This window comes from Streptomyces albireticuli (assembly GCF_021228125.1).
Taxonomy (GTDB): Bacteria; Actinomycetota; Actinomycetes; order Streptomycetales; family Streptomycetaceae; genus Streptomyces; species Streptomyces albireticuli.
In genome coordinates, this window is sequence record NZ_JAJQQS010000012.1 from 142,782 (window position 1) to 155,054 (window position 12,273).

Annotated in this window: 9 protein-coding genes; 4 read left to right on the forward strand and 5 right to left on the reverse strand. The window is 71.7% G+C overall.

What is annotated here, in order from left to right:
• The first annotated feature begins 102 nt into the window (after positions 1–102).
• From pta to pyk, 3 genes are all read left to right on the forward strand, one after another.
• Positions 103–2,181, forward strand: coding sequence for a phosphate acetyltransferase (gene pta / locus LUZ64_RS22145; RefSeq protein ID WP_095585169.1), 2,079 nt, complete (start codon positions 103–105; stop codon positions 2,179–2,181).
• 132 nt (positions 2,182–2,313) lie between these two features.
• Entirely contained in the window at positions 2,314–3,525 is a 1,212-nt protein-coding gene (locus LUZ64_RS22150) for an acetate kinase (RefSeq protein ID WP_095585170.1), read from the forward strand.
• A 72-nt stretch (positions 3,526–3,597) separates the two neighbouring features.
• The gene (gene pyk / locus LUZ64_RS22155; RefSeq protein WP_095585171.1) at positions 3,598–5,022 is read left to right on the forward strand and encodes a pyruvate kinase; all 1,425 of its coding nucleotides are present in this window, start codon (positions 3,598–3,600) and stop codon (positions 5,020–5,022) included.
• Between the two features lie 89 nt (positions 5,023–5,111).
• On the opposite strand, the gene LUZ64_RS22160 is transcribed toward pyk, so the two are convergent.
• From LUZ64_RS22160 to LUZ64_RS22175, 4 genes are all read right to left on the reverse strand, one after another.
• Positions 5,112–6,560: a hypothetical protein gene (locus LUZ64_RS22160; protein WP_232389947.1), complete on the reverse strand. Its 1,449-nt coding sequence runs from the start codon at positions 6,558–6,560 to the stop codon at positions 5,112–5,114.
• Positions 6,550–7,056, reverse strand: a complete 507-nt coding sequence (locus LUZ64_RS22165; RefSeq protein ID WP_232389946.1) for a DUF6114 domain-containing protein — start codon at positions 7,054–7,056, stop codon at positions 6,550–6,552. The genes LUZ64_RS22160 and LUZ64_RS22165 overlap by 11 nt, the downstream gene beginning before the upstream one ends.
• Positions 7,057–7,168: 112 nt before the next feature.
• Positions 7,169–7,822 carry a DUF6230 family protein gene (locus LUZ64_RS22170; protein WP_095583456.1) on the reverse strand — a complete coding sequence of 218 codons (654 nt, stop codon included), beginning with the start codon at positions 7,820–7,822 and terminating at the stop codon, positions 7,169–7,171.
• Positions 7,823–8,431: 609 nt separating this feature from the next.
• A complete protein-coding gene (locus LUZ64_RS22175; RefSeq protein ID WP_095583457.1) occupies positions 8,432–9,409 on the reverse strand; it encodes a tetratricopeptide repeat protein in 978 nt (325 codons plus the stop codon).
• 222 nt (positions 9,410–9,631) lie between these two features.
• Here LUZ64_RS22175 and LUZ64_RS22180 point away from each other — a divergent pair, with 222 nt between their 5' ends.
• A complete protein-coding gene (locus tag LUZ64_RS22180) occupies positions 9,632–10,279 on the forward strand; it encodes a TetR/AcrR family transcriptional regulator (RefSeq protein WP_095583458.1) in 648 nt (215 codons plus the stop codon).
• A gap of 215 nt (positions 10,280–10,494) precedes the next feature.
• On the opposite strand, the gene icmA is transcribed toward LUZ64_RS22180, so the two are convergent.
• Positions 10,495–12,195, reverse strand: coding sequence for a coenzyme B12-dependent isobutyryl-CoA mutase large subunit (gene icmA, locus LUZ64_RS22185; RefSeq protein WP_095583459.1), 1,701 nt, complete (start codon positions 12,193–12,195; stop codon positions 10,495–10,497).
• Between the last annotated feature and the right edge of the window lie 78 nt (positions 12,196–12,273).

The window sequence follows — 12,273 nt, forward strand, 5'->3', positions numbered from 1 at the left end:
CGCGCCTTAACCAGCGGCGCAGGTATTGTCAAGAGGGCAAGCCCACCATAACGGGTAATTTTTGAACCGCATGAACACGGCGATGGAGCAAGGAGAGCACGCGTGACGCGCAGCGTGTACGTGACCGGGACCGACCGGGGTGACGGCCGCCAGGTCATCGAGCTGGGAGTCATGGAGCTCCTCACCCGCCATGTGGACCGGGTGGGCGTCTTCCGCCCGCTCGTCCACGGCGACGGCCCGGACCGGCTTTTCGACCTGCTGCGGTCCCGCTACCGGCTGAGCCAGTCGCCGGAGACCGTGTACGGCCTGAGCTACGGCGAGGCGTCCGCGCTCCAGGCCGAGCGGGGCACGGACGAGCTGGTCTCGGCCCTCGTGGAGCGCTTCCTGGCGGTGGCCCGGGAGTACGAGTACGTGCTGGTGCTGGGCACCGACTACGCGGACACCAGCGTCCCGGACGAGCTGGCGCTCAACGCGCGGCTGGCCAACGAGTTCGGTGCCTCGGTGATCACCGTGGTGGGCGGCCAGGACCAGGAGGCCGAGGCCGTCCGCGCCGAGGCCCGCAACGCGTACCGCGCCTACGAGGCGCTGGGCTGCGACGTCGTCGCGCTCGTCGTCAACCGGGTGGCCCCGGCCGACCGCGCGGCCGTCGCCGAGATCGCGGCCGGTCTGCCCGTGCCCTGCTACGCGCTGCCCGAGGACGCCTCGCTCTCCGCGCCGACCGTGGGTCAGATCGTCCGCAAGCTGGGCGCCGAGGTGCTGCTCGGCGACGACGCCGGGCTCGCCCGCGACGTGAAGGACTTCGTCTTCGGCGGCGCGATGCTCCCGGTCTTCCTGCCGGCCCTGACCGACGGCTGCCTGGTCGTGACCCCCGGCGACCGCACCGACCTGATCATCGGCGCGCTGGCCGCGCACAGCGCGGGCGCGCCGCCGATAGCCGGTGTACTGCTCACCCTGGACGAGCGGCCGACGGCCGACATCCTGGCGCTGGCGGGCCGGCTCGCCCCCGGCACGCCGGTGATCTCCGTGCCGGGCAAGTCCTTCCCGACCGCCACCGAGCTCTTCGCGGTCGAGGGCAAGCTCAACGCCGCCTCGCCGCGCAAGGCGGAGACGGCCCTCGGCCTCTTCGAGCGGCACGTGGACACGGCGGAGCTGACGAACCGCATCTCCGTGGCCCGCTCCAGCCGCGTCACCCCGATGATGTTCGAGCACGAGCTGATCGAGCGCTCCCGCTCCGCCCGCCGCCGCGTGGTGCTGCCCGAGGGCACCGAGGAGCGCGTGCTGCGCGCCGCCGACGTGCTGCTGCGCCGTGACGTCTGCGACCTCACCCTGCTGGGCGACGAGGAGGCGATCCGCAAGCGCGCCGGGGAGCTGGGCATCGACCTGGCCGAGGCGCAGCTGATCGACCCGCACACCTCGCCGCTGCGCGAGCGCTTCGCCGAGCTCTACGCGAAGGCGCGCGCCCACAAGGGCATGACCGTCGAGCTGGCGCACGACGTCGTCGCCGACGTCTCGTACTTCGGCACGCTGATGGTCCAGGAGGGCCTGGCCGACGGCATGGTCTCCGGCGCGGTGCACTCCACCGCGGCGACCATCCGCCCGGCCTTCGAGGTCATCAAGACCGCGCCGGGCGCGCAGATCGTCTCCTCGGTCTTCTTCATGTGCCTGGCCGACCGGGTCCTCGTCTACGGCGACTGCGCCGTCAACCCGGACCCGAACGCCGAGCAGCTCGCGGACATCGCCATCCAGTCGGCCGCGACCGCCGCCCAGTTCGGGGTGGAGCCGCGGATCGCGATGCTGTCGTACTCCACCGGCACCTCCGGATCCGGCGCGGACGTCGACAAGGTCCGCCGGGCCACCGAGATCGTCCGGGAGCGCCGTCCCGACCTGCTGGTCGAGGGCCCGATCCAGTACGACGCCGCCGTCGACGCGGCCGTCGCGGCGACCAAGCTGCCGGGTTCCGAGGTCGCCGGAAAGGCCACGGTGCTGGTCTTCCCGGACCTCAACACCGGGAACAACACCTACAAGGCCGTGCAGCGCTCGGCCGGCGCCGTCGCGGTCGGCCCGGTCCTCCAGGGTCTGCGCAAGCCGGTGAACGACCTGTCGCGCGGCGCCTTGGTCCAGGACATCGTGAACACCGTGGCCATCACGGCCATCCAGGCGCAGGGTGAGCAGCGCGCCTGACACCCGTACGGTCGTACGGGGGTCGCCCGGCCCCCGTACGGGCGTCCCCGGGGCCGCGGTGACCGCCGCGGCCCCGGGGACGGCACCGCCCCCACGCATCACATCCCCCACAACCGACCCGGAAAGCCCTTCATGACTGCCAACCCCACCCGCGTCCTCGTCCTCAACTCCGGTTCCTCGTCCGTCAAGTACCAGCTGCTCGACATGGCCGACGGCGCCCGGCTGGCCGTCGGCCTGGTGGAGCGCATCGGTGAGGAGACCTCCCGCCTCGCGCACACCCCGCTCGCCACGGGCGGTGACAAGCGCGAGAAGGAGGCGCCCATCGCCGACCACGAGGCCGCGCTGAAGGCCGTCGCCCAGGAGCTGGCCGCGGACGGGCTGGGCCTGGACTCGCCGGAGCTCGCGGCGATCGGGCACCGGGTGGTGCACGGCGGCCAGAAGTTCACCGCCCCGACCGTGATCACGGACGAGGTCGTCGCGGAGATCGAGCGGCTGATCCCGGTGGCGCCGCTGCACAACCCCGCCAACATCACGGGCATCCGCACCGCCCAGGCGCTCCGCCCCGACCTCCCGCAGATCGCGGTCTTCGACACCGCCTTCCACACGACGATGCCGGAGTCGGCCGCCCGCTACGCGATCGACGTCGAGACCGCGGACGCCCACCGCATCCGCCGTTACGGCTTCCACGGCACCTCGCACGCCTATGTCTCCCGCGAGACCGCCAAGCTGCTGGGCAAGGACCCCTCCGAGGTCAACGTGATCGTCCTGCACCTGGGCAACGGCGCCTCGGCCTCGGCCGTGCGCGGCGGCCGCTGCGTGGACACCTCCATGGGCCTCACCCCGCTGGAGGGCCTGGTCATGGGCACCCGCTCGGGTGACATCGACCCGGCGGTCATCTTCCACCTGGCCCGCAACGGCGGGATGTCCGTCGACGAGATCGACTCGCTCCTGAACAAGAAGAGCGGTCTGATCGGTCTGTGCGGCGACAACGACATGCGCGAGATCCGCCGGCGCATCGACGAGGGCGACGAGCGCGCGGCGCTGGCCTTCGACGTCTACGTGCACCGGCTGAAGAAGTACATCGGCGCGTACTACGCGGTCCTCGGCAAGGTCGACGCCGTGGCCTTCACGGCCGGTGTGGGCGAGAACGCCGCCCCGGTGCGCGAGGCCGCCGTCGCGGGCCTGGAGGAGCTGGGCCTGGCCGTGGACGCCGGTCTCAACGCCGTACGGGCCGACGAGCCGCGGCTGATCTCGCCCGAGTACGCCCGGGTCGCCGTCGCCGTGGTGCCCACCGATGAGGAGCTGGAGATCGCCACCCAGGCTTACGCCCTGGTCAGCGCTTGATCACCGGCCGACTCTCGGTCTTTCCCACAGCTCGAATATTCCGCTCCGAAACAAACCGATAGGATCTGCCCCATGCGCCGTTCCAAAATCGTCTGCACCCTGGGCCCCGCCGTCGACTCCTTCGAGCAGCTGAAGACGCTGATCGAGGCCGGTATGAACGTGGCCCGCTTCAACATGAGCCACGGGACCCACAAGGAGCACGAGGAGCGGTACGACCGTCTCCGCAAGGCGGTCGACGAGACCGGCCGTGCCGTCGGTGTCCTCGCCGACCTCCAGGGCCCGAAGATCCGCCTGGAGACCTTCGCGGACGGCCCGGTGGAGCTGGTGCGCGGTGACGAGTTCACCATCACCACCGAGGACGTCCCGGGCGACAAGACGATCTGCGGCACCACCTACAAGGGCCTGCCGGGCGACGTCTCCAAGGGCGACCAGATCCTGATCAACGACGGCAACGTCGAGCTCCGGGTCACCGAGGTCGAGGGTCCGCGGGTGCGCACCATCGTCATCGAGGGCGGTGTCATCTCCGACCACAAGGGCATCAACCTGCCCGGCGCGGCGGTGAACGTCCCGGCGCTGTCCGAGAAGGACATCGAGGACCTGAAGTTCGCCCTGGCGATGGGCTGCGACATGGTCGCGCTGTCCTTCGTCCGCGACGCCAAGGACGTCCTCGACGTCCACCGCGTCATGGACGAGGTCGGCCGCCGGGTGCCGGTCATCGCCAAGGTCGAGAAGCCCCAGGCCGTCGCCAACATGCAGGACGTCGTCATGGCGTTCGACGGTGTGATGGTGGCCCGTGGCGACCTCGCGGTGGAGTACCCGCTGGAGAAGGTCCCGATGGTGCAGAAGCGCCTCATCGAGCTCTGCCGCCGCAACGCCAAGCCGGTGATCGTCGCGACCCAGATGATGGAGTCGATGATCACCAACTCGCGGCCGACCCGCGCCGAGGCGTCCGACGTCGCCAACGCCATCCTCGACGGCGCCGACGCGGTCATGCTCTCCGCCGAGTCCAGCGTGGGCGCGTACCCGATCGAGACGGTCAAGACGATGTCCCGCATCGTCGAGGCCGCCGAGGAGGAGCTGCTCTCCAAGGGTCTCCAGCCGCTGGTCCCGGGCAAGAAGCCGCGCACGCAGGGCGGCTCCGTCGCCCGCGCGGCCTGCGAGATCGCGGACTTCCTGGGCGGCAAGGCGCTGGTCGCCTTCACCAAGTCCGGTGACACCGCCCGCCGTCTGTCCCGCTACCGCACGGCCCAGCCGATCCTGGCCTTCACCACGGACGCCTCGACCCGCAACCAGCTCGCGCTGAGCTGGGGCGTCGAGACCTACGTCGTGCCGCACGTGGACAACACGGACGCCATGGTCGACCTGGTCGACGCCGAGCTGCTGAAGCTCAAGCGCTACAGCGAGGGCGACACCATGATCATCACGGCGGGTTCCCCGCCCGGTGTCCCCGGCACCACCAACATGGTGCGGGTGCACCACCTGGGCGAGGGCCGCTAGTCCCCGCGCTCCGGTACGTACGACGGCCGTGGCCGCCGCCCCCTCGCGGGGGTGGCGGCCACGGCCGTCTCCCGTTGCGGCCGCTACCGCTACTGCGGATACGTTCCCTCAGTGATGTACAGGTGCAGATTGGGGATGTGCAGCGTCCCGCCGAACTGGCCGCCCTGACGGATCTTCACCCCGGTGAAGAAGATCGGGACGGGCAGCTTCACGCCCGGGATCATGGGCGGCGGGCTGGTAGCGCTGTAGTCCGCCGGCAGCAGCCCGAGGAGCTTGCCCTTCAGCGACTCGGTGTACATGGTCACCTGGCCGCCCCGGATCGTGGACGTGGTGCCCCGCCCGGCCACGTGGTGCTGTTTGTCCCGGCTGTTGACGATCTGGTGCAGGTCCCCGATGGACACCGAGTCCGCGGTGAACTTCAGGACGGACTTCTCCTTCCCGTCCACCGTCGTGATCTTCTTGATCCCCTCGTAGGTCAGACCGCCGAGGGTGAGCTTGTCGGACTCCAGGAACCAGGGGTTCACGGGGAACGCGTGCTTCTCGTTCTCGTCCACGACCTTGGGTGCCGGACAGGGCGGCGGACCGCCGTCCTTCGCCGAGGACGAGGGGGACGGGGAGCCGGAGGGCGGGGCGGACGCCTTCCCGGACGGGGATCCGGAAGGGGACGCCGACGGGGAACGCCCGGCGGAAGGCCCGCCGGAACCCGAGGGCCGGGCCGCCGGGCGGCCGGCCTTGCCGCCCTCCCCGCCCTCGCTCTTGCCGTCACCGGTGGCCGGGGCGGAGGGGCGCGGGGCGGAAGGGGCCGGCGAGGCGCCGGGGGACGGCGACTTCGCACCGGATTCGCCGCCCCCGGTGAGGACGTCCTTGAGCGCGTCGCCGATCCCCAGGGGGTCGAGGGGGTTGACCGACTTGGAGGACGAGGGAGAGGGCGACGGCGAGGGTGAGGACGGCGCGGCGGGCGGCGGCACGGGCAGCCGGCCGCCCTTGCCCGTACCGTCACCGGTCCCGTCACCCGTGCCGGCCTTGTCGCCCGTACCGGTCCCGGTGCTCGTACCGGCCTTGTCGCCCGTACCGGCTGTGTCCCTACCGGCCTTGTCCGACTCCCCGGTCGTCCCGGTCTTACCGGTGGTCCCGGTGGTTCCGGTGGTTCCGGTGGTTCCGGCCTTCCCGGCCGCGCGGGCCGCTTCCTCGGCGGACGTCCCGTCGTGGCGGGCGTCGCCGTCCCGGGTCTCGTCCTTCGCACTCCCGTCCTTCGCGCCCTCGTCCTCGCGCCCCGCCCCGTCCTTCCCGGCGTCCGGCTCCGGCGACTGGTCCGGCACCGTCGCGCACGCGCCCTCGAAGGGGTTCACCGGCGTCGGTTCGGCCCGCGCCAGCGTGGGCGTGAGGCCCATGCCCATCAGCACCGCGGACGGCATCGCCGCGAGGGCCACCGCCTTGCCCGCCGGCATGTGCAGCCTGGCCAGCAGGTGCTTGCGGGGCGCGGCGTGCCGGGGGCCCGTTCTCGCCCGTACGTCCTCGCGCTCCTCGTCAGTCGGCACGGTGCCTCCCGTTCGTCTCCTTCGTCAGGGACAGCCGGGGCCGGTCGTCCTCGGGGCCGTCGATGCCCGGGCCCCCGCCCGCGGGCGAGGCGGCGAGCGGCTTGCCCGGCATCCACGACACGCCCAGCGCGCCGCCGATGAGCGCGAGCAGGAAGCCGATCAGGAAGGCCCCGAAGTTGGAGACGACCAGGGAGACCAGGGCGAGGAGGATCGCCGCGACCCCGGCGAAGATCCGTGACTGCCGCTGGAACCAGAGCGTCAGGCCGAGGACGATCAGCAGCACGCCGATGATCAGCGAACCGGCACCGGCCGTGGTCGCCATCCGGATGTGCAGATCGCCCAGGGTCATGGTCTGGTACGGGATGTACATGATCGGGATGCCTGCCAGCAGGGTCCACAGCCCGCCCCAGAACGGGCGCCGCCCCCGCCATGCCCGGAACGAACGGCGTGCGCGGCCGAATGAACTGGTCTGCTGGGGTCGCGTGTCGACGCTCATGTCGTACAGCTCCTCGGAACTGGCGATTTCGGTGGTACGCGGTGCGCGAGCGCGGTGCGATGGCGGGACGTGCGGGCGCGGGGACGGCTAGCACGCACCCGCGCCCGTGTCCTCACTCCAGCTCCGAGTCCTTGAAGCACTCGTTCTTGCCGAAGCTGACGCCCATCTTCAGACCCTTGAGGTTGAAGGTGCCGGCGGAGGTGGCCCAGGCACGCTGCTTGGCGTTCTTGAACGTGACCTTCTGCGCCTGCTGGGCGAACGAGCCGGGCACGATCGCGTCGCCGGGCGCCGGGCCGGGGCCCTTGCCGCCGCCCGAGCCCTTGGTGGTGTCGTTGACGGACACACCGATGTCGACCTGCTCGAACTCCGCGTCGGCCTTGAGGACGTCCGCGTCGATGTACAGCTTCGACGCCTCGACCTTGTCCTCGCCCTGGCCCGCCCGGAGCACCATCGAGACGTCCTTGTCCATCCCCGGAATCGGAATGACCACGGACTGGCAGAGATTGCTGATGGTCGCCCTGTTCAGCCCGACCACCGCGACCGGGTGCGGACCCTTCGAGTTCTTGTCGAGGGCGCCGTACTGGACGAAGTCGTAACCGACCATCTCGCCCGCCTGGACCTTGAACTGCTGGCCCGACACGCTGAACGACGCCGCCAGCGCGCCCTGCGCGACGGCCACCCCGATCGCGGCCGTCGCCGCGACGCTGGGCACCATGACGACGGCGAACCGCCGCCATCTGGTCCCACCACGAGTCTGGGACTCCATGACTTGCCTCCTTCTCGGACGTGCATCTCCGGTGCGGGAGCCGCGGGAGCGGACCCCGGACCCGGGGATGGGAGACGTGCTACGTCCTCGGAGGAAGAGCGCCGCCGCACCCGGTGGCGCGGAACGCCCCGACCGCACCGGCGATCACCCCCGAGCGACAACCACAGGCCGCGCGTGCGCGCAACCACGGGGACAGGCACCGCCGTTGGGGCGGAGACCCCCCTGTCCCTGGACCGGCCGAAGGGGGCCGGCCCACCCGGTGGGGACCCATGCCCCTGACACCGACCGGCTGCCGCGACGGGGGAATGGACCGAGCTTGGCCGATCGTGGTCCATTCGCGGCCGGGGCACAAGAGGTTCATTACTAGCGAGTAACGAGGCGATAACCAAGGGGTGATGGGTACGCATCGGCCGACCGCGCGGCATCGCCGCAACGTGTCCGGAGAGAACTGGAGATAAAAGAAAAACCCGGGCGAATGCCCGGGCCCTTCTTACGCACGGTAACAGCCCCCACGATTACCAAGTTTTGGTAAAGCGCGGTGCTGGTGCCGCTCAGGGTGCCGTCTGTGGCACCAGTGGGCGGGAGCCGTTCCGCTCGGCCCCCGGCCCGTCAGAACAGCGCGCGGGACAGAGCCGTACGCGCCGCGGTCACCCGCGGGTCGTCGCCCCCGATCACCTCGAAGAGCTCCAGGAGCCGGACCCGCGCGGCGTCGCGGTCCTCGCCCGCGGTCCGCCGGACGGCGTCGAGCAGACGGCCGAAGGCGTCCTCGACATGCCCGCCGACCAGGTCCAGATCGGCCGCGGCGATCTGCGCCGGGACGTCCTTGGGGTTCTCCGCGGCGGCCTTGCGGACCTGCTGCGGGTCCATGTCCTGGACGCGCTGGAGCAGTTCGGCCTGGGCCAGACCCAGCTTCGCCTCGGCGTTGCCCGGGTCGTCGGACAGGACGTTCCGGTACGCCCGGACGGCACCGCCCAGGTCACCGGCGTCCAGCGCGTCGTGGGCCAGGCCCAGCGCGGCGTCGTGCGGGCTGACCGGGGCGGGCTGCGGAGCGGCGGGCGCCTCGGCACCGGCCGCGGCCGGGTCGACGGGCGCGCCCACGATGCCGAACCGCTGCTCGGCGACCGCGACGAGCTGGTCCAGCACCTCGCGGATCTGCGCCTCCGGCGCGGCGCCCTGGAACAGCGGCAGGGCCTGCCCGGCCACCACGGCGAAGACCGCCGGGATGGACTGCACGCCGAACTGCTGGAAGAGCATCTGATTGGCTTCGACGTCGACCTTCGCGAGGACGAAGCGGCCGGCGTACTCCGCCGCGAGCCGCTCCAGCAGCGGGCCGAGCTGCTTGCACGGCTCGCACCAGTCGGCCCAGAAGTCGATGACGACGGGCACCTCGGCGGAGCGCTGGAGGACCTCCGCCTCGAAGCCGGCCTCGTCGACGTCGAAGACGAGGCGCTGCGCGCCCGCGGGCGGCGTGTCGCCCCGGCGGGCCGCGTCGGCCCGCGCCTGCTCCGCCTTCTGCTTGGCTTCCCCGGCCGCCTTCACCGCGGCGAGGTCGACCACTCCACTCATGGACATGTTCCGTGGCTGCATGGCCCTATCCTCCCCCCTCCGCGCGGCGATCGGAAAAGCGCGCCGTCGAAGGCGCCCGTAGCAAGGAGTCCGGCACCGGGTCCCCACCCGGCACCTGTGGTTGTCGCTCTTACGCTACGCCTCGTAGCGTAACTGCAACCCCCGCGCCTCCGGGAGCTCCCCGCCAAGCTTTTCCGTGATCTGGCTCATATGCCAGGAGCTACCCGGCGGTAAGGTCGCGGCATGACTCACGCCCCTCCCCCAGGGCGCCCCGGGCAGCGCGGCCAGGGGCGTACGGGCCGGCCGCGCAGCCCCGAGGCCGACCGCGCGATCCTCGGCGCCACGCGCGAGGCCCTGGTCGAGCTGGGCTGGGGGAAGCTGACGCTGAGCGATGTCGCGGCCCGCGCGGGAGTCGCGAAGACCACGCTCTACCGGCGCTGGGCGGGCAAGAACGAACTGGTCGTGGACGCGGTCGCGGCCCTTTTCGACGAGCACCTCGACCTGCCCGACCTGGGCAGCCTCCAGGCCGACATCCAAGGCGTCGTCCTCCGCTTCGCGGCGCTGCTGGAGCGCCCGGAGACGAAGACGGCGCTGATGGCCGTGGTCGCCGAGTCCACCCGCGACGACGCGCTGCGGGCGCGGATCCGCTCCGCGATCGTGGACCGGCAGAAGCAGCTGGTGCTGATCGGCCGGGAGCGGGCACAGGAGCGCGGTGAACTCCCGCGCGGGGAGAGCCCGGCGGCCGCGGCCCGCCACGCGGACCTGATCTTCGACGTGATCGCGGGAGCGGTCGTCCACCGCGCCCTGGTGAGCGCCGAGCCGGTCGACGAGGAGTGGACGCGCTCCTTCACGGACCTGCTGGTCGGCGGGCTGGCGGGGCGGCCGGTCTGACGGAACGTCCGGCCCGACGGGGCGGACGGTTTTACGGGGCGGCCGTCTTACGGAGCCGCCGGTTTGACGGGCGCCACGCACCGGTGCGGTTCCGGAACCGCACCGCGTCACCGGGGAGCGAGGCGGCCCGCCGGCCCCGTCCCCGTCGCGGCGACGACCCCCGGCGGCTGCCGGAGGCCCTCACCACACCCTGGTCACCCTGGTCCGGGGGCCGCTCAGAAGCCCACCGGCTCCGTGTACGTCCCCCACTCCTCGCGCAGGACGTCGCAGATCTCGCCCAGCGTCGCCTCCGCGCGCACCGCCTCCAGCATCGGCTCGATCATGTTCGAGCCGTCGCGGGCGGCGGCCAGCATCGCGGCCAGCGCGCCGGAGACCTTCGCGTCGTCACGGGCCGCCTTGCGGCCGCCCAGGACCCGGACCTGCTCCCGCTCGACCTCGTGGCTGACCCGGAGGATCTCCAGGTCGCCCGTGACCGAGCCGTGGTGGCAGTTGACGCCGACGACCCGCTTGTCGCCCTTCTCCAGGGACTGCTGGTAGCGGAACGCGCTCTCGGCGATCTCACCCGTGAACCAGCCGTCCTCGATGCCGCGCAGGATGCCGGAGGTGATGGGCCCGATGGGGTGCCGGCCGTCCGGCACGGCCCGGGTGCCCCGCTCCCTGATCTGCTCGAAGATCTTCTCCGCGTCGGCCTCGATGCGGTCGGTGAGCTGCTCGACGTACCAGGAACCGCCCAGCGGGTCCGCCACATTGGCGACGCCGGTCTCCTCCATCAGCACCTGCTGGGTGCGCAGGGCGATCTCGGCGGCCTGCTCGCTGGGCAGGGCCAGCGTCTCGTCCAGGGCGTTGGTGTGCAGGGAGTTCGTACCGCCGAGGACGGCCGAGAGGGCCTCCACGGCCGTACGCACCACGTTGTTGTACGGCTGCTGGGCGGTGAGGGAGACGCCGGCCGTCTGGGTGTGGAAGCGCAGCCACTGGGCCTTGTCGGTCTTCGCGCCGTAGACCTCCTTCATCCAGCGGGCCCAGATCCGCCGGGCGGCGCGGAACTTGGCGATCTCCTCGAAGAAGTCGAGGTGGGCGTCGAAGAAGAAGGAGAGGCCGGGCGCGAAGGTGTCGACGTCCAGCCCCCGGCTGAGGCCCAGCTCCACATAGCCGAAGCCGTCGGCCAGGGTGTAGGCGAGCTCCTGCGCGGCCGTCGCCCCGGCCTCGCGGATGTGGTAGCCGGATACGGAGAGCGGCTTGTAGGCCGGGATGCCCCGGGTGCAGTGCTCCATCAGATCGCCTATCAGGCGCAGATGGGGCTCCGGCGGGAAGAGCCACTCCTTCTGGGCGATGTACTCCTTGAAGATATCCGTCTGGAGCGTGCCGTTCAGCACGGCCGGGTCGACGCCCTGGCGCTCGGCGGCGACCAGGTACATGCAGAAGACGGGGACGGCGGGCCCGCTGATCGTCATGGACGTCGTGACGTCGCCGAGCGGGATGTCCTTGAAGAGGATCTCCATATCGGCGGCGGAGTCGATGGCCACGCCGCAGTGGCCCACCTCGCCGAGGGAGCGCGCGTCGTCGGAGTCGCGGCCCATCAGGGTCGGCATGTCGAAGGCGACCGAGAGGCCGCCGCCGCCGGCGGCGAGGATCATCTTGTACCGCTCGTTGGTCTGCTCGGCGTTGCCGAAGCCGGCGAACTGGCGGATGGTCCAGGTGCGGCCCCGGTAGCCGGTCGCGTGGAGGCCCCGGGTGAAGGGGTACTCACCGGGCCAGCCGATCCGCTCGAAGCCCTCGTAGGCGTCGCCGGGGCGGGGGCCGTAGACGGGGGCGACCTCGTCACCGGACAGGGTGGTGAAATCCGCCTCGCGCTTGCGCGCCGCGTCGTACCGCGCCTGCCAGCGGCTGCGCCCCGCCTCGATCGCGCTTGCGTCCATGATCTGTTGTCCGCCTCTCCGCGCCCCCGCGCGAGTGGTAGTGAGCGGCGGCCGGCGCCGCGCGCGGTCCCCTCCCGG

What these genes read in the sequence shown, in the direction of transcription:
- LUZ64_RS22180 (WP_095583458.1), top strand. Translation starts at nt 9,632, where the DNA reads ATGACTCACGCCCCTCCCCCAGGGCGCCCCGGGCAGCGCGGCCAGGGG.
- icmA (WP_095583459.1), bottom strand. Translation starts at nt 12,195, where the DNA reads ATGGACGCAAGCGCGATCGAGGCGGGGCGCAGCCGCTGGCAGGCGCGG.
- LUZ64_RS22150 (WP_095585170.1), top strand. Translation starts at nt 2,314, where the DNA reads ATGACTGCCAACCCCACCCGCGTCCTCGTCCTCAACTCCGGTTCCTCG.
- LUZ64_RS22165 (WP_232389946.1), bottom strand. Translation starts at nt 7,056, where the DNA reads ATGAGCGTCGACACGCGACCCCAGCAGACCAGTTCATTCGGCCGCGCA.
- LUZ64_RS22175 (WP_095583457.1), bottom strand. Translation starts at nt 9,409, where the DNA reads ATGCAGCCACGGAACATGTCCATGAGTGGAGTGGTCGACCTCGCCGCG.
- pyk (WP_095585171.1), top strand. Translation starts at nt 3,598, where the DNA reads ATGCGCCGTTCCAAAATCGTCTGCACCCTGGGCCCCGCCGTCGACTCC.
- LUZ64_RS22170 (WP_095583456.1), bottom strand. Translation starts at nt 7,822, where the DNA reads ATGGAGTCCCAGACTCGTGGTGGGACCAGATGGCGGCGGTTCGCCGTC.